Raw genomic sequence first — 16895 nt, 5'->3', positions numbered from 1 at the left:
TTCTCTCCTCTCATACCGAGCTGGTCAGAAAGCAGGCGTCCCAGCCGGACGCGGACGGCATTCCGGTCTGGAAGGAGTGGAGGGCGAGAGCGACACCTGCAGCGCCTTCAAGGAGCCCGATGTCGCCGCCGTCGGCAGAGTCGAGCAACGAAGCCGTCAGCGCCCCGGGGGCGGTATCGGTGATCGAGGCAAGGAGCCGGGGCAGGCACTCGGTGAGACCAGGGGTGATGGCATCAGCAGCCACGAGTTGCGTGATGTGTGCCAAGCCGGCGAACCCGTGGCAAAGAGAGACGTCCACGGTCGCCCCGAGCTGAGCGGGGTCGGTCATCACCTGGAGGAGCGCGCGCTCAGCCGCGCGCTGCCGCTCACGGTCGTTGAGTGCGAGGGCAGCGAGCTGCTGGGCGCGGGCGAACCCGGCCGTCCCATAGCACCAGGACGGCCGCGACGGGCCCGGGCCGGGCAGGCCAGATCGCAGCTGTTCACGGGTGATCCAGTACGGCCACCACGCACCGGCGGGGCCCTCCTGCTGCCACTGGTCAAGCCAGGCCAGGACACGGGTGATCGCCTCACTGTGGCCTTCGACAGTGACACCGCGGCGTGCAGCGAGGGAGAGCAGAGCGAGGGGGCCGCTGATGCCGTGGGCGACGCCGTTGTTGGCATGCCCTGCCGGATAGTCCGGGGACGCTTCACTGGAGGGGCCGAGGTGGCTCCACCAGCCGGGCAGGACCTCGCCATCGTGTTTGACCGGCTCGGTGAGCCTGACCAGGTACGCCAGGGTCTGCCGGAGCAGTCCGGTATGGACATCACGGTGCAGCAGGAGAGCGCCCATCCCACTCAGACCCCGGATCGTGTCGAACTCGGCCAGCGCGGCCGTCTCGCCCCGGTCCATGCGGGCGTGGGCACTGGCCAACCGGACCCGGATCGCCGTCGTGACGTACTGGTCAAGGGTGTCCAGTGCGCGGGCATACCGTCCGGGCCGGTCGGCGGCGGCATGCAGAGCAAAGGCGAGAGCAGGCGCTCCGTAGTAGAGGTGGCTGTCGGGGCCCCCGACGGCCGACTCTGCTGCGGCGCAGGCAAGCCAGTCATGCGCCCGCTGCCACGACCCCTGACCTGTGCGGGCCCGCTCGATGTGCAGCAACGCGACGCCGACGGCCCCGTGCGCCAGGGACTGCGGCCACCAGCCCTGCCGGTGAGCCAGCGACCGTACGTCCTGCGGTACGGCAAGACGCTCCGCGATGGCGTCGGCGGCATCCCGTGCGGCGTCACGCAGCTCCATGGTCATCTCCTCGGTGCGTCCAAGCCCTTGCGACGGCATGGGCCAGCCGCATGCACATGCGTTCGTCGTCCTTGTCGATGCCGACAGCGCGGATGTGGTGGGCGTGCAACAGCGAGTCCAAGACCAGATCCGGGTCCATGCCGTCGGTTGCGTTCAGCCGCTCCCGGTAGCGGGCCAGGGCCTCGTCGCGCTCCCGCCAGGCGGCAGCAATCGCCGCGCCCCCAGGGACCGCGCGCAGCGCCGCCCAGCCACGGGTCGGATCGGCAAGGCGTACGGCCTCGTCGAGCACCGCCCGGTCCACGGGACGCGGATCGGTGATCCTGCCGTGGTCGATCAGCCAGCCCATGCCGTCGGCGGTGCTGCCGGTGAAGGCAACTGCGAGAGCGATGAAGTTCGCCGCGGTGAGAGCCTGAGGGTGAGGGCACTGCTTCTGGGCGAACTGGACGGCCAGGGCGCGGGAGTCCGCGGCGAAGACGTCCTCAGCGAGGCTCATCAACGGCCCGGTGCCCCACCTGCCGGTTTCCGGGTAAGAGGTCGCGAACCGCACGTCGCTCAGCAGCCCGGCCCGGCGCAGTCCGGCCGCCCACACATTCACCCGGTGCGCAGCGAGCGCGAAGCCCTGCGCATCGGGGACCGCGATGCGCAGGCGCAGATGCCAACGCGGGTCGCGGTAGCGCATGTACCACCACTTCGGCGGCTCGTCCCATTGGTTCAGGAGCGCGGGAAGGTGGTGGGCCAGAATCGCCGGTTGCCGTTCGACGTGCCCATACAGCGTGACCAGCATCCACGGAGCGGACCCCGGGAGGTGACCGTGGTCGCGGGTGAGGAGCCGGTCAGCGGTCACGGGTGGGACCGTCGGCCACTGTGGCGCACGGGCGGCCGTCATCGGGACGACGATCTCGTGGGCCCGGCCCCCGAACCATCCGCTGTCACACCTCCCTTCGGTCAGGACGGCCGTTTCGCTGTTGTCCAGGTGGGTGCGCAGCAGCGCGAGGTGTGCGCTCACGGAGAGGTCTAGCGGTAGTCCCTGGTCGCCCTCGGTCAGCACGACGGCGTCCGGCACACGGCGGCGCGTGCGCCACTCGTCGACCGCCTTGTGCCATTCCTCCCATGAGGTGCGGCGGCCGGGCAGCTCCGACCGGTCCAGCCGCCACTTGGCTGGAGAGAGGATCGTGCGGCCGTAGCGCACTCGCGGCAGGTACGGGAGGGCCGTGGCAGACGCCCACGGGAATGGGGTCAGGACGGCGGCCTGGGAGCGGCTGATCTCGGTGAGGAATCGCGCGAGCGGTGGCGTGTGGGCCCGCAGGTCGAGAGCGTGCAACGTCGTCGGGTCCAGCAGGCACCTGCGGGAGAGGGAGACGAGGTAGAGCCTGCGGCGGTCGCAGCCCACCGCGAGGTCATCGAGCGTGATGGTGCGCTCGTCGGCCGGACGGTGCTCGGCCAGGCTGATCACGCCCGGCAGGAGTTCGGGCACGCGGGTGACGTTGGGGTCACCGCGATCGAGCGGGGCGAAGGAGACCTGCGTGGGCAGCGCGCCGGGCGCATTGACCGGCACCTGTTCCAGCACGGCGGCCGCGCGAGCCTGGTCGGCGGGTTCGAGCAGTCCCAGGCACCGGCCGCTGGTCGTGCCGATGCCCCGTGAGGGAGCGATGCTGTGGAGGGCGAAGTCGCCGTTGGCGAGAGCGGCCTGCGAAGTCGCGTGGATCTGGAAGCGCAGCTCCAAGTGGGCCGGTACCTGCATCGTGTCTGAGTCGCCGAGCGTCAGGGCGCGGAGCAGCTCCTCGTCCAGGTGGATTTCGTCGCGGCCGTCGAGCACGGCGGCCTGGGCGAGGGAGAACAGCCGCTGTTCACGGGCGGTCACGGCCTCCCGGTGCTCGGGTTCCGCGTCCCGGTAACCGGCAGGGAACCCGAGTCCCACATCCGGGTCGACGACGTCCCGCAGAGGGATGAGGGAGTTGATGCCGTACCGCTCGAAGAACCGGTTGTGGAAGTCCTGCCACGCAGGCGTGCCGAAGGGGTACGCAGTGAGCCGCGCCAGCACGGTGGCGGCCTTCTCCGCCTCACGGGCAACCAGCGGGGGCAGAGTGAGCGAGCAGTCCAGGCGCAGGTCCACCGTGATCGGCTGGGCCTTGACGGTGCTCAACGTCATCATCTTCAGCTGCAAGGCGAAGCGCAGACGCCGCCCATCTCCCGGAGCGAGCACCTGGTTGTGCTGGGCAATGGCATTGCGGACGAGCTGTAAGTCCGCCACGAGGTCCGCGCACTGCACCGCGTCGACGGCGTCGAGCTCCTGGACCAGGTGGCCGAGCGCGTCGAGGACGGCGGACGGTGCGTGCAGACTGCTGATGAGCACACCGACCTGGACCAGGCTGGCGACGAGACCTTCCACCTGGGGCGCGGGCACGTCGGGGAACTCGGCCTTCACCCTGTCCACGACCGTCTTGAAGAAGATGGGCGAGGCGGCGGCCTCCACGGCAATCCGGGCGGCGGCGGTATAGCGCAGGGACACTTCCGCCGCGGGGCCCTTCTCGGTAGGCCGTGAACAGGGAGGGTAGGGCACGACCAGCCGCTCGCCGCGTACATAGGCGGTGTTGTTGGTCATCACGGGCAGACGCCGCAACACGTCAGGACATGCCTCCAGACGGCTGACCAGGTCAGCGACCCAGGCACTGTCCGCGCGTACAACGGCGCGATGCCATTCACCCCACGCCCACCCAGGCCGTTGTCCGAAGGAGACGGGCGCGATTCCAGCGAACAGGCCGTGCGGTGTCGCTCGGCCCGTCATCCGCAGCACGTATCGCATGACGGACACCATGGCGCGGCGAAGCTGACGGGCCTCCGGCCGAGACGCCCTGCACAGCGTATGGACCTGCTGTGCCAGCGAAGGACTGGCCTGATCGATGGCCTCCGCAATCTCGGCTACCGACCAGACTGCGCGCAGCCACGTCTGCCACCGACTCTGGCTGGTTGGGGAGCCGTCGGTCAGGTCCGGCCACGCCGGCAGCGGCAGCGTCGCGTATCGGGCGGCGCGCACGAGCGCCGTGTCTGCGCACCGGTACAGCGATCCGGTGTTCCTGGAATCCATGCACCCTCCCTGTTCAGTGGGGCCGGGGGTGTCAGCCCGCGCGGCGACAGGCCCCGCGGGCTGACAACCGGCCGTGCGTGTGGTCAGGCCACGTTGGTGGCGCAGGACCCCTGGCAGCTCGGTTTGCACCCGTCATCCGTCAGGTTGATCAGCGAAGCGGACCCGTCACCGGACTCCAGGACGCTGATGTCCAGTTCGAACGCGTCGTCGCCCGCCGTCGTACTCGGAGGCTGCGCTTGGTCCTTGATCGTGTTGCTGCTCATGCTGATCTCTCCCTACTCGTCGTGCGCGGGTTGGAAGTTCAGGCCACGTTGGTGGCACACGGGCTGGAGCAGGTACTGCCGCAGCCGTCGTCGGTGAGGTTGATCAGCGTCGCCTGCCCGTCGCCGGACTCGATGACGCTGATGTCGAGATCGACGGGTCCTGCAAGCGTGCGGCCGGCGCGGCCTGCGGTCCGGCTTCCTTCAGGCTCTTAGGCACAGCAAGTCCTCCTCAGATCGGGGTGTTACATAGCGATGACGCTGGATCGGGGTAACCACCTCGCCTTCCTCTCTTGGCCAGACGGACATGTGCACGGGAGAGAGCGGTGCGAGAAGTCCTCCCCCCTGGGGGGGTCCCCCCCCCCCCCCCCGGCCAAGGGGGGGGGTGTGGGGGGGGGCCCTTTCCCCCCCCCCCCCCCCCGCAGGAGGCAGCCGTCGCACCGAGCGCAGCCGTTAGGCGGCGTCGGTCAGGTCCTCCGACAAGACCTGGCACAGTCGAGTGAGGCTGAAGGTGGCGACGACCGGGGCGTGATCACTTGCTTCGATCACCTCGTCGTTGACGATGACCTCTACCTTGGTCAGCGTGCTGGCGATCTGCGGGGTGGCATAGATCCGGTCGATCCGTTGGGGCCCGCCCTGGTCCTTCCGCCACAGTGACGCGGTAGGCATGAGGGCTTCGGACTGTCCAAGGGCCGTCGCAGCGTGGTGCGCCAAGTCGACGAGGAGCGGGGGCTGACCGTGGTGCTCGCCCGCCAGAATTTCGTCCGGGACGGTGTCGGAGACCCGAGCGCCGTCCCGCTCGACGGTGCGGTGTTCGAAGTGGCTCCGGTCAGTGACCGCACCCCAGTCCGGCAGCGGCGTAGTCTCGTCGGCGGTGTGCGGGTAGGAATTCGTGTCGCCCCCGATGATCGCCGCCATGCCGCGTTTGGCGAGGGTCGTCAGCCGCTTCGCTTCGCTCGCGCGCCGGGCCGGGTCGAAGGAACACAAGTGGATGGAAGCAACGCTCAGCTTCTTCCTCGCATTGTTGATCCGGAACACCGGGTTGCAGACGGGATGCCACATGGCCGTCGCGTGCTCGAAGTACTCAGTAGGCTGGCACATCCGGTCGGCATAGACACCGGTCGGGTTGGCCGACTCCGGCGTCGCGCCAGCGAGAAACGGACGGTGACCGCCAAGCCGTGAGGCTTCCTCCCACACCGCACGAGCCCCATGCATGTGCGCCCGAGTCAGCTCCTGACGCAGGAGCAGGTGCGGCTGAATCGCCGCCATGATGTCCATGGCGAGGTGCCATCGATGATTGGTGCCGTCGCGGTCGACACCGTTGTGCTCCACGTTGAAGATCGCCACGCGGAACTCGTCGTCGCGTTCGCTCATGAGGTGATCCTTGAAGGACGGTCCGCGTCGGCAACCGCGGACGGGTAGTGGCCGGGCAAGTACGTACGTATCGACGGGAGCGTTCAGGCCGATGCCGGCGCGACGGCCCGCCAGGAGGGTCACGGCGGTCCCGTATCCCGCGTGACCAGGTCGAGCAGCTCCTGGGCGGCACGGGCGAGTGCCAGGGAGTACTGCCACAGCTCGTAGTGACTCGCCTGCTCACCAGGGCGCGCTCGGGGCAAGACAAGACCCTGGGCCCGCTCATACGCGCGGTGGTCACGCGGGACCGCAGGCAGCAGTGCTTTCACATTGGCGGTCAGGGCGGCGACGTGCACGACCAGCGTGGCTCGCGCAGGCATCGCCACCCCAGGTCGCATCGTTTCGAAGATGGTGCGTTCGACGGAGGCGATATTCACGCGGACGTTCGTCGACGGGGCGTCGTGGCTGATCGTCATGACTTCTCCCCCTGCTCGTCGAGGAACGGGAGGAAGGCGAGGAAGACTCGGCGTTTGTGCAAGTAGGTGAGGACTCGCTCATATGCGGCGTCATCGAAGGTGAGGGCCGCGCGGTTCGTTGCGAGGATGCCACTGGCGAACCCCAGGGAGGCGTACTGGCACGCAGCCCCGAAGGCGCGGCGCTCCTCAAGGGGCACCTCCGGGTCGAAGTCGCAGAAAGAGCTGCCCGTGACGGGCCAGCCCTGCTGCTCCTTGGCGAAACGGCCGAGCTGCGCCAGCCCCGCGCGTCGCTCGTCTCCGGTCGACGCCACAACGTACGGGGCCACGGTGATCGTCCGGCCGCTTCGCTGATGCTCTTCGAGGAGTTCCGCCATGTAGTCGTTGCGCAGACCGGCGAGCCGGGCCGCGCGGTTTCCGGGTGAGCTGGGCGGTTCGTCGTAATGGAGGTACGCGGACACGGAGAGGTCGCAAAGTCTCGTCATGTCGGCCGCCTCACAAGGCCCGCAGCTCGGCTGCGAGCAGCACTTCGTGCGGTACGGGGGCTGGCTGGAAGCTGTCGAGGAAACCCCGCAGGGGCAGCGGGGGAACGAGCCGATCGCTTTTGAACGGCCGTAACCAGTAGGCGCCGGGAGGGTCCGCCTGGGCGAGGGGTGGCAGAACAATCTGATGTGGACGGCCCAGGCAGATGGCGTATTGGTGCGGTTCCCACCGCTCGCTCGTACCAGGTGGCACGAGCCAATACAGCCACGACCGCACCGGGTCCTCGATGACCGGCCCACAACCGTCGAGCTGCACATCATCCAGGAGGTGAACGATGGCCCGCGCGGCGTCCCCGCTCGCCGTAACCACGACATCGAACAGCGCGCCGCCCAGCGGCATACAGGCTGGGCGACCGTGTGTGAGAGCCATAAGGTTCTGCACACGGGTGGCCAGATCGCCCATATCGGGGGCCACCTCCTCGCGGCGGATGGTCTGCTGCTGAGGGGTGAACGCGACCGGGCCAGATGGCCGGATCGTCCGATCCGGAGCGACAACCCTGTGAGGCAGCGGGGCGGTCATGCCATCGCCTCCGGGTTGAGCACGGCCTGCACCGTCTTCCCGGAGCCGTCCTCATTCGCCGCGTACGCGAGCGCCGCACCGAAACCACGCGCCTGCCACAAGCCAGGTCGGCGCCGTTCGGGACCCGTCGGCTCCCACCCCAGCACTTCCGCGAACCCAGGGAACTGCGGCGCCAGATCCGACACCTCGATGAGCAACTCACGCGTACGGATCTCCGCGAGGCGTACAGGGACCCGAACGATGCCGCCGTGCCGGACAGCGTTGTCCACGAGCACCGCCACCACCCTGCTGGCCAGCTCGACGTCACCCGGCCAATGGGCCACGGTGAGCCGCGACCGACCCTGGATACGGGCGCTGCTGGCGGCTATCCCGGCGAGCTGATACGTCGACCACCCGGAGCTGTCCTCCAACCCGAACGTCGTCGACCACTCCCACGATGCAGCACCGACGATAGGACGCAGCAGGACGGCGTGCAGACCAATGTCCTCGCCAGTCGGCTGCGGCTCGTCCTTAGCGCCAACGCTCCTGACGACTTTGCTTGGGGAGGAGTGCATGGGGGGGCTCCATCTGCTCATCATCCGTCCTCCGCCGAGCGGCGAGGGGAGATCAAGGTTCGCGGCACACTGTGCGGCTCGCCATGTCGTGGCGAGTACCACCTCGCGCTCATACGGGTGATGCAGGTATCACCGACATGTCACCGGGGCACCACATCAGCCCAAGATTCCTACTCGCAGGCCTTGTTGGGTGATAGTGGAAAGCGGAGTCGCCAAGGCTGCTATGCGCGACCCGTGTACGAATCCGCTGGAAAGGAATCGTCGGCCATGGATGCGCGGACACTGCTTCAAGTGCTGGTTCGTGATCGGGGCTGGACCTTTGACCGCTTCAGGCAGGCCTACGAGAAGGCCGCCCGAGAGGTCGCAGCAGCAGTCGACGAGCCCTCTTCTACCGTGACGGTAGAAGAGCAAACGTTCCGTCGATGGACCTCAGGCCGAGTCAAGGGACTCCCGAATCATCCAGCTCCGCAGGTTCTGGAGCACATGTTCGGGTACTCCGCACGACAACTCCTTGACCCGCCGACCGAACACACCTCGGCTTCAGCCGGGCACCAAGTACTTGCGCTCAACGAAAGCGAACTAGCGATGACTGCTCGGGACGCAGCCGCACACGCCGGTGACGCCGCCTCCCTCAGCGTGCCGGACATGACACTCGACCAACTCGACGACGACATCGTGGACCTGGCCCGCGCCTACAACCGGACCTCCCCGGTCGAGGTCTACCGCCGCGCCAAGGAGCTTCTGGAGGTCGCCCAGTCCCTGTTGGAGAGAACCCAGGTACCCCGTCAGCGGACCCGCGGATATCTCGCCGCAGGCCAGTCCGCGGCTCTTCTCTCAGCGATCTCCTTCGACCTCGGCTCTCTCCCGTCGGCGGTATCGCTGTCCCGCACCGCGGCGCTCTACGGCCAGGTCATTGAGCACGGCCCCCTTCAGGCATACGCGCATGGCGCCCTCGCCTTCCTGGCGTACTGGGGCGGCCGCCCCTCCGAAGCCGTACGGCTCGTGCACACTGCCCAGGCCTTTGGGGGACTCGGCGATACGGCTCGCATTCGCCTGTCGGTCATCGAAGGCCGCGCATACGGGCACCTCGGGGACAAAGCCGCATCAGAGCGTGCTGTACGCAGGGCCCTCGAACAGAACACAGGGACCCGAGACGAACTGCACGATGACGTCGGCGGCGAGTTCGGCTTTCCTGACGACCGCGTGGCCATGAGCAACGCCACGACGTACCTGCTGTTGCGCAACTCCGAGGGGGCAGAAACAGCCGCGCACAGTGCCCTGCACCTCTTGGGCAGCAAACCCGAAGACCAACGCCCGCTGCTCGTCTCGTCCCAAGCGTCGGTAGACCTCGCCCGCGCCCGGCTTCTGCGTGGCGAACTCGACGGCGCGCAGGAAGCTCTCGAACCCGTCTTCCAAGTCCCCACCGAATGGCGAGGAGCGGGGATGCTGGAACGCCTCGCCGCCGTCCGCTCCAGCCTCTGCCACCCCGCCTTCGCTGACGCCGCGGAAGCAACCACTCTCGGCGAACGCATCGAGGAGTACAGCGCGGCGGCCACCGCTCACAAGCTCGGCGCCACCACGCCGCTGGCCATCGAGAGTTGACGAAAGTCGACGGGCAAGGCCGGCTCCGAACCTTCGAAGCGGGTTACGAGACGGGCTCTGACCTTGTCTTTTATCTACCAAGACCTACCGGGTCTGCCGATGGCTTTGAGAGTCTCGGCGCGTTTGACGGTTTTGCCGACGTCGTAGCGGGGTGCGGGGTGACGGTTCTTGGTCCCGGGTGGTCGTCCGGGGCCGGTGCCGCGAGGTTGGGGAACACGGGTTGGGCAGAGGAGGTGAGCGCGGATGTTTCTGAACCCGCGGCGGACTCGGGCTGGGGTCAGCCGGGCGGGCTGGGTCGGTTTCTCCCAGGGCCGGCGGAGATCGGCGGCCAGCGGGCGCGCGAGGCGGAGTTGGGTGTGCGCGACGACCAGCAGCCAGGTCCAACGGTCCGCGGCCTCGGGCGTCCGCAGTTTCGGGGTGGTCCAGCCGAGCGTCTGTTTCCCGAACCTGAAGGTGTGCTCCAGGTCGAATCTCCTCAAGAACCCTTGCCAGAAGCGGTCCACGTCCGCCGGAGCGGCGCCAGTCTTGGACGACCACAGCCAGACCGGCGGCGCTTGCCGTTCCTTGGAGAGGTGCTCGACCTTCAACCGGACCAGGGTGCCCTCGACGATGGGTAGTTCTCCGTCGTGCTCGAGCCAGGCCGAGCGGTGGGTCAGCCGCGGGTGGACCCGGTCCCACGCCTGGGCCTCAGCCTTGCCGTAGTTGGCGGTGTCCGTGACAGTGGTGATCGGCGCCTCGGGCCAGGTCTCGGGCCTGGCGAAGTGGAACTCCTTACCGTGCTTCGGCGGTCGCCCACCCTGGGGATAGGCCAGGGCGTAGTCCTTGAGCGAGGGCTTTGGCAGCCGCATCACCCGGTCACTGCGGATCCGCCCGACCAGCTCGACAGGAAGATCCCGCAGGACCCAGGCCAGGCGGGTGACGTCATAACCTGCGTCCATGACGATCGTGATGTCCGGGCCGCCGGGCGTCCACTGGCCAGCCGCGGTGAGCCGCTCGGCCACGGCGCGGAGCTGGGCGGCGGTGATGGCGGTCGCGTCGTCTTCGGGCCCGAGCCGGACCACGTCCAAAACCGATGTCCACGAGGTGGCTCCCGGTTCGAGGACGGCGACGAAAGAGTACGGCCAGCCCGGGATGAACTGCGACGCAGACTTCGCCCGTCCGTAGACGTGGCAGAACAGCCGGTCCGCCGAGCACGGCGCGTCCGAGCGCAGCCACGGTGACACGTCGACCGCGAGGACCAGGCGTCCGCTGTCGAAGCGCGGCAGGGGCATGTCTGCCAGCAGGGCCCGCAGCCTGCCCACGTTGATCTGGCTGCGGTTGAGAGCTCCGTACAACGTGCCGTGACCACGGCGGTGCTCAGGCGCCAGCGTCAAATCCACCGGCGAGGTGACCGGTCCGTCGACACACAGCAGCGCGTCGGTCAGCTCGAATAGTGCGTCTCGTCGGGCCGTCAGGCAGTCGTAGAACTCGGCTCGGAAGCGTGACGCTTGTGTGAACGCTTCCTGCCGGACATCGTGATGCAGCCGCCGAACTCCCTCCTGAGCGATCAAGTTCGGGGCGCAGTTCGAGGCCGGTAGATAAAAGACTTCCCAATCAGGAAGTCAAGCGGCAACCGTGACTGGCGGTACAGCTTGGTAGCACGCTTCGTCGCGGATCATGGCCCACAGAACATTGGCTCTGCGGCGGGCGAGCGAAAGCACGGCCTGTTTGTGTCCTTTCCCCTCGGCGCGTTTGCGTTCGTAGTACGCCCGCGATGCGGGACATGATCGCAGGCTGGCCATGGAGGAGAGGTAGAAGGCCCGCAGGAGGCCGCGGTGATAGCGGCGGGGCCGGCGCATGTTGCCGCTGACGCGGCCGGAGTCACGTGGCACCGGCGACAAGCCGGCGAACGCCGCCAGCCGGTCAGGGGTGCCGAAGGCTTTCATATCTCCGCCAGTGGCGGCGATGAAGGTGGCTCCGAGCAGCGCGCCCATGCCGGGCAGGCTGCGGATCACCTCGGAGCGCGGGTGCTCGCGAAACCGGGCATCGATGAGCTCGTCGAGCTCGGCGATCTCCTCTTCGAGGGCCATCACCCCCTTCGCGAGACGGGCCGCCATCGACGCGGCCAGCTTCTCACCGGGAAGTGAGGTGTGCTGGGCCTGAGCCGCTTCGACCGCGGCCTGGGCGAGGGCAGCAGCGCCTTTGACCTTGCGGTTCTTCAGCCACGTCTCGATGCGCCTGGCACCGCTGCGACGGATGGCAGCCGGCGTCTGGTAGCCGGTCAGCAGCAGGGCGGGCCCCTTGTTCGTCAGGCTGAGCGACCGCTCCAAGGCCGGGAAGATCTCCGGAAGTTGATCCCGGAGCCGGTTGGTCCGCCGGGTTCGGTCGTTGACGAGGTCGGTGCGGCGCCTGACTAGGATCTTGAGATCGACGGCTACCTCGTCGCCGGGCCGGAGCACCCCGAGGTCTTTGCGCATACGGGCCTGGTCGGCGATGACGAAGGCGTCCTTGGCGTCCGTCTTGCCCTGGCCGCGGTAGGCAGCCGATGCCTGGTGAACGGCGAGACCGGTGAGGTAGACCATCGGCTGGTCATGACCAAGCAGCAGGCCGATGAGGAGGGCGGCTCCTCCGTGGTTGATGTCCACTGCCCACAGCGTGTCTTCCGAGAGCGCGAGGATGTCACCGATCAACTCCAGCAGCGCGGACTCGTCGTTCAGGACCCGGCGCGAGAGCAAGCGTTCGCCTCGCGCGTCGATCACCACGCAGTGGTGATGTTCCTTGCCGATGTCCACACCAGCCCAGATCTCGGGCACGGTCACCTCCGTCAGCTCGTCGTCCAACAGCAGTCCCGCAGACGACCTCGCCGACGTTGTCCTACACAGCGATCGAGTCGCGTATCCCAATTAGCGGTCGAGTCGTTCGCGGAGCTCCGGGCGGCCAAGTCATTTGAGCCATCGACGGCGACAAGCTGACAGCCATACCCGGAGCCCCCGGGCCCTGCCGAGCCTACGAATGACCGATTGCAGGCCCACGCTTGGAAGGTAGGATAAGCTGACGGACTGTGGAGCGCAGCGCGGACGGCCGGAGTGCAGGGTCACGCCACCGTGTCGATCCGTGTAGCGCACACCGCGAGCAGCGCCTCAAAGTCGGCAAGCACATCTCCGCCCGCATTCTTGTTGTGGGGCAGCTCATCCAACGCCGTCGCCACCTTCACCTCCAGAACGGTGACCGCATCGATCGGCAGGAACGGTCTCCCTAGCAGCCAGTACCCGCTGTCGATTCTCGTCAGCAGATCCCGGTGCACCTCATCCCAGCTTCGCACTACCGCCGCTCGTTTGGTCTCATCTGGACTGTCTGCGAGCTCCTCCAGGTCCCGTACCAGCGTCTGAACGTTCATGTGGACACGGGTGCACAGCTTCCGCATCCGTGTCCATGTCTTGTGGCTTGAGACGACCACGGCTACCCCTAAGGTGACCGCCACAGTCAGTACCGCCGCCGGGTACTCGGGAAGGACGACCATGTACACCATGGCTCCCACCATGCTGATGCCCGCAGCGTTCGACACCGTACGGGTGATCACGGCCCGTGAGATGCGCCCGTGCAGACGAACCAGCGGAGAATCCTTCGGTTCGATCATTTCCGCGAAAATGGGGAGCAGAGCCCAGATCGACATCAGATTCGTGGCGTCGCCGAGGTACCTGGCCGGCCGCGCGGTGTCCAGGTTGAGAAAGAGACGCCACCCGTACAGCACGATGGCTGCCACGGCTGCGCACCACAGCAATATCTGTACGTCCCCTCGGCGCCGGACCCACTCGGGCGACTGCCACCTCGCCGAAGCCCGCTCCGAAATCTCCGCCCTGAGCCCGGGGAGCGTGAACGCCTGCCAGTGCCGGGCCGAACGGCCCGCCAGCACGAGGCCGCCGAAGACGCACACCAAGCTGACTGCCTTGTCCGGGACGGTTGCGTAGTCCCACCGCGCATTGCCCCAGGTACCAGATGTGATCCCGAGGGGGAACAGGACAAGCCGCCAGTGGGCACGGACGAGGCCAGTGCCCCGACTTCGGATCGACATGGCTCCACTCTTGCGCCAGACCGCCGAGTCGCACTGCGACTTGAGGCATATCAGAGGATTCCGGGCCGGACGGCCGAACTGGGCCAGCTTTCCTGGCGCAAACGCCGAATCGGAACCCGCATTGCAGGTCCCGAGGCCGCTCTCAGGCCCCCAGTTCCTCCAGGATCCGAGCTTCCTTCGCCGTTGAGATGCCGTGCTCAGCCCACCGTGGATGCTCCACCGGGCGACCCCCACCTTGCATCCACTCCCATGTGCCAGTAATCGTCTCGGCCAGAGGACGACACCGCAGCCCGGCAGCCTGCGCCCGGGAGGAGTCGACGTTCCACACGCCCGCGCTCGTACGCCAGAGCGGCAGCTCGGTCCACTGCTGCACCCCCCGCTTGATCAGGAGGTCGTCTGGTGCCCAGACAAGATGCCCACCACTGCCCGTAGCCTCAAGACAAGCAGTGAGGAAGCCGCTCATCGTCTCGCGGCCCACAGGCGCCGTCACGTTAAATGCGCCGCCGCCGGACGTGGCGGCCTGGTCAAGCGCGAAGGTGGCTACGTCCCTGACGTCCACGGGCTGAATCGACGCCTCCGGTCGCCCCGGTGCGAGGATCGCCCCGCCCTTCTCTGCCCTCCGCAACCACCAGGGGAGCCGCCCCACGTACTCGCCCGGCCCCAAGATCACCCCAGGGCGCAGGATCGAAACGCGAGCTGCTCCAAAGGTTGCCAACGACGCTCGCTCTGCGCCCGCCTTCTGCCGTCCGTAGTACCAGTCAGGACCGTCCCAGTTCGCAGGCAGGCGACCGTACTCGGCGTCGGCATCAGCAGGCCCGTCGAGAAGTTCGGACGATTCCGTCAACGGCTCGTTCGGCCACCCTCGATACGCATTGACCGTGGAGATGTATACGTACCTGCTCGTCACCGGCTCCAGCGACTTGGCACCAGCCAACACGTCCCTCGGGGCCAGCTCTGAGGCGGAGGTGTCGATCACGGCATCCCACGGCCCGTGCTGGGCGAGTGCCGCAAGATCTTCTTTAACCGTGCGGTCACCGTGGATCTCCCGCGTTCCTTCGGGGGCCTTGCCCGACCTGCCTCTGTTGAACGCCCATACGGACCACCCCCGGTCAAGTGCGGTCTGAGCAACGGCTCGTCCCAAGAACCAGGTCCCACCAAGCACGAGAATCCTCATGATGCTGATCCTGCCCGCTGAGCCCGTTCTTGCGCCACGCTGACGGGAGGTTGCTCAAGACCGACTTCGCGAAGCCAAGGCCATCTAGAGCCAGCTGGCCCGCATGCTTGTCACCGTTCCGGAGCCCATGTCGTCCTTCGGCTGCCCGAGCTCGCCGGCCCATACACGCTCCAGCATCCGGCGGACGGCCCCCATGATCTCGGGCGCCGCATTGCGCAGGCCGTCGGCATCCGCCGCCGAGATCTCGTCCGGGGCAATGCCAGCCTCCTTCAGCAAGCTGGAAATGTTGGTGAACTTGCCTGCCAGCCAGGTCAGCGGATCATCAGACAACTCCTCGACGAATGTTCGCGAGCCGGGCTCCCAGCCGACGACGTTGGGATGGTGGTGTGTGCGGTCGAAGGTGTTCGGAGCCGCGTTCGCGTCCTGGAGGAGATCCACCCGCCAGAGTGGGCGACCGATGGTGATGGGGCGTGCCGCGTAAATGGAACCCGGCAACTCGCCGCTCTCGAAGACTCGTAGCTCCAGCCGTACACCGCGCTCAGGGCTTTCCTGCCCGTGGATCGGTTTCGGGTTGAGGAAGTAGAGGTCGCTCACCACGACGCCGACTCGCTCGAAGGCCATGGCGTACAACACAAATAACCCCTTAGGTATTTTGTGATACGGGCGAACCGTGCGATGCCTAGTGTACGGAAGTTCACCCGCACATCACGATGGAGAACCAGCCAACGAGGCCCGTGTGCCGAGTCTCATGCTCGGATCTATTGCTATCACTGGTCTATAGAACTGGGCATTAGACGTCCTATCCGGCGGAAGTCTCGCCGAGCACGATCCGCGCCGCCTTATGGGCGAGCGCGCCTTCGTAGGTGCGCGGCCCCCCGCAGTGGCTGCTGGTGCGGGGTGAGTAGGGCCTTGCTGGTTGCGTGGGCCAGATCCGCGACCGCTACGCGGGAAGACGGAGTCGGGTCTGAAAGGGGCAAACCCAGGGCCTTGAAATCTTCGTGATTGAGTGGCTGGGGGGTGCCTCATCTCGTAGCAGTTCGAGGCCGGGACCATCGGGATCGGGTGCGAACATGACTGATGTCGTCCAGTTGCATCCAGCCCAGACCCCCTGGGGGTACAGCTCGGCCAACACCACGCCACCGAGGTGCCATTGCACAACCGCCGTGCACCATTCCTGTTCGGCGATGCGATAGGTCTCAATCCGCTCGACCGTGCCGAGAGTGGCCTTCGTAGCTGTCCACGCATATGCCGAAACGGTCAGAGTTCCGTCTGCGGGCCCCGTCGAAGTGGTGCAGTTCAGTTGGCCTTGCATGGTGTTTGGAAGAAAGTCTTGGGCCGTGGCCACCACCTCTTTGAGGACGGTGGGCGAGCGTAGAACTCGAAGCGCAAGCGCGTCGTCTGTCTCCACCGGCTCTGCGAGGCGGGTGAGGACGTCATGTATCGAAGTTAGGTGCACGAAACGGTCCTCGATGCCGGCCAGGTCATCGCACATCGGAAATGGGTAGGGTGCTCCTTGGCCAAATCTTTGGTGTTGGCGCTTACGAAGTGCACCGTGTCCTTCGGGTGTTTGCGAGCGTACTCCATGACGGAGAGCCAGATCGCCGCATCGCGCGAACCCGTCTTCTCGCCCTTCGACGTTTTGCACGGAGGAAGAGCGTTCGCCTCCCTGAATGCCGCCTCGCGAAGGGCTTCTTCGCTCGTGGGAATGGTCTCGATGACTTCTCGCCACGTGCTCCGCCAGTAGGCGCGAACCCCATCCAGTTTGCACGGTCCAAGCGAGACGTCTATAGGCCAGGGAGTGGTACGCCGTAGCATCTCGATGCTCTGTGCAGCCGTCTCGTATTTTTCGCGGTACTTGATGGCCTGCTGGGCGGCAAGTTCCTCCAGTACCATCCATGGGGCCGTGACAGACTCGATGCCTACCTGCTGAATGGCTTGGATGAGATCGGCGGTACTGCTGTCCGGGCTAAAGGTTCGGAGGATGCTCGTATCCAAGATGGTCAAT

16 protein-coding genes are annotated in these 16895 nt (G+C 67.0%); 1 reads left to right on the top strand and 15 read right to left on the bottom strand.

Translation table 11 applies throughout. From position 1 onward, the window contains the following. Positions 1 to 10: 10 nt before the first annotated feature. The 9 genes from IG78_RS0133895 to IG78_RS44500 form a co-directional block, all read right to left on the bottom strand. Positions 11 to 1276: a lanthionine synthetase C family protein gene (locus IG78_RS0133895; protein WP_078965613.1), complete on the bottom strand. Its 1266-nt coding sequence runs from the start codon at positions 1274 to 1276 to the stop codon at positions 11 to 13. After that, positions 1263 to 4361: a lantibiotic dehydratase gene (locus IG78_RS0133890; protein ID WP_030570923.1), complete on the bottom strand. Its 3099-nt coding sequence runs from the start codon at positions 4359 to 4361 to the stop codon at positions 1263 to 1265. The genes IG78_RS0133895 and IG78_RS0133890 overlap by 14 nt, the downstream gene beginning before the upstream one ends. Positions 4362 to 4444: 83 nt before the next feature. After that, the gene (locus IG78_RS0133885; protein WP_030570919.1) at positions 4445 to 4624 is read right to left on the bottom strand and encodes an FxLD family lanthipeptide; all 180 of its coding nucleotides are present in this window, start codon (positions 4622 to 4624) and stop codon (positions 4445 to 4447) included. Positions 4625 to 4662: 38 nt separating this feature from the next. Next, positions 4663 to 4767: an FxLD family lanthipeptide gene (locus tag IG78_RS52290; RefSeq protein ID WP_078965644.1), complete on the bottom strand. Its 105-nt coding sequence runs from the start codon at positions 4765 to 4767 to the stop codon at positions 4663 to 4665. Between the two features lie 307 nt (positions 4768 to 5074). After that, complete coding sequence (locus IG78_RS0133880; RefSeq protein WP_030570917.1) at positions 5075 to 5995, bottom strand: endonuclease/exonuclease/phosphatase family protein; 921 nt, start codon at positions 5993 to 5995, stop codon at positions 5075 to 5077. A gap of 119 nt (positions 5996 to 6114) precedes the next feature. Continuing rightward, positions 6115 to 6450 (bottom strand): hypothetical protein, encoded by a 336-nt coding sequence (locus IG78_RS0133875; protein WP_030570914.1) that lies wholly within the window; start codon positions 6448 to 6450, stop codon positions 6115 to 6117. Next, positions 6447 to 6932, bottom strand: a complete 486-nt coding sequence (locus tag IG78_RS0133870) for a hypothetical protein (RefSeq protein WP_030570911.1) — start codon at positions 6930 to 6932, stop codon at positions 6447 to 6449. The genes IG78_RS0133875 and IG78_RS0133870 overlap by 4 nt, the downstream gene beginning before the upstream one ends. A gap of 10 nt (positions 6933 to 6942) precedes the next feature. Further along, positions 6943 to 7509: a hypothetical protein gene (locus tag IG78_RS0133865; protein ID WP_225882236.1), complete on the bottom strand. Its 567-nt coding sequence runs from the start codon at positions 7507 to 7509 to the stop codon at positions 6943 to 6945. Then, positions 7506 to 8063, bottom strand: coding sequence for an ATP-binding protein (locus IG78_RS44500; RefSeq protein WP_051853173.1), 558 nt, complete (start codon positions 8061 to 8063; stop codon positions 7506 to 7508). The genes IG78_RS0133865 and IG78_RS44500 overlap by 4 nt, the downstream gene beginning before the upstream one ends. A gap of 234 nt (positions 8064 to 8297) precedes the next feature. On the opposite strand from IG78_RS44500, the gene IG78_RS0133855 reads away from it, so the two are divergent. Next, positions 8298 to 9665, top strand: coding sequence for an NsdA family TPR-like regulatory protein (locus IG78_RS0133855; RefSeq protein ID WP_225882235.1), 1368 nt, complete (start codon positions 8298 to 8300; stop codon positions 9663 to 9665). 74 nt (positions 9666 to 9739) lie between these two features. Here IG78_RS0133855 and IG78_RS0133850 read toward each other — a convergent pair whose 3' ends face one another. The 6 genes from IG78_RS0133850 to IG78_RS0133825 form a co-directional block, all read right to left on the bottom strand. Next, positions 9740 to 11188: an NF041680 family putative transposase gene (locus tag IG78_RS0133850; protein WP_037686473.1), complete on the bottom strand. Its 1449-nt coding sequence runs from the start codon at positions 11186 to 11188 to the stop codon at positions 9740 to 9742. Positions 11189 to 11266: 78 nt separating this feature from the next. Next, positions 11267 to 12457 (bottom strand): IS110 family RNA-guided transposase, encoded by a 1191-nt coding sequence (locus IG78_RS0133845; RefSeq protein ID WP_030570897.1) that lies wholly within the window; start codon positions 12455 to 12457, stop codon positions 11267 to 11269. Positions 12458 to 12738: 281 nt separating this feature from the next. Continuing rightward, positions 12739 to 13407 carry a hypothetical protein gene (locus tag IG78_RS0133840; RefSeq protein WP_157855971.1) on the bottom strand — a complete coding sequence of 223 codons (669 nt, stop codon included), beginning with the start codon at positions 13405 to 13407 and terminating at the stop codon, positions 12739 to 12741. A 451-nt stretch (positions 13408 to 13858) separates the two neighbouring features. Beyond that, on the bottom strand, positions 13859 to 14890 hold the full coding sequence (locus IG78_RS0133835; protein ID WP_030570892.1) for an NAD-dependent epimerase/dehydratase family protein: 1032 nt from the start codon (positions 14888 to 14890) through the stop codon (positions 13859 to 13861). Positions 14891 to 14974: 84 nt separating this feature from the next. Beyond that, positions 14975 to 15511, bottom strand: a complete 537-nt coding sequence (locus IG78_RS0133830) for a hypothetical protein (protein ID WP_199813312.1) — start codon at positions 15509 to 15511, stop codon at positions 14975 to 14977. An 825-nt stretch (positions 15512 to 16336) separates the two neighbouring features. Beyond that, positions 16337 to 16894, bottom strand: a complete 558-nt coding sequence (locus IG78_RS0133825; protein ID WP_030570887.1) for a PIN domain-containing protein — start codon at positions 16892 to 16894, stop codon at positions 16337 to 16339. Between the last annotated feature and the right edge of the window lies 1 nt (position 16895).

The organism is Streptomyces aureocirculatus (genome assembly GCF_000720475.1).
GTDB classification, from domain to species: domain Bacteria; phylum Actinomycetota; class Actinomycetes; order Streptomycetales; family Streptomycetaceae; genus Streptomyces; species Streptomyces aureocirculatus.
Note: the sequence above shows the minus strand (reverse complement) of the source record. Positions and strands in the feature narration are given on the sequence as shown.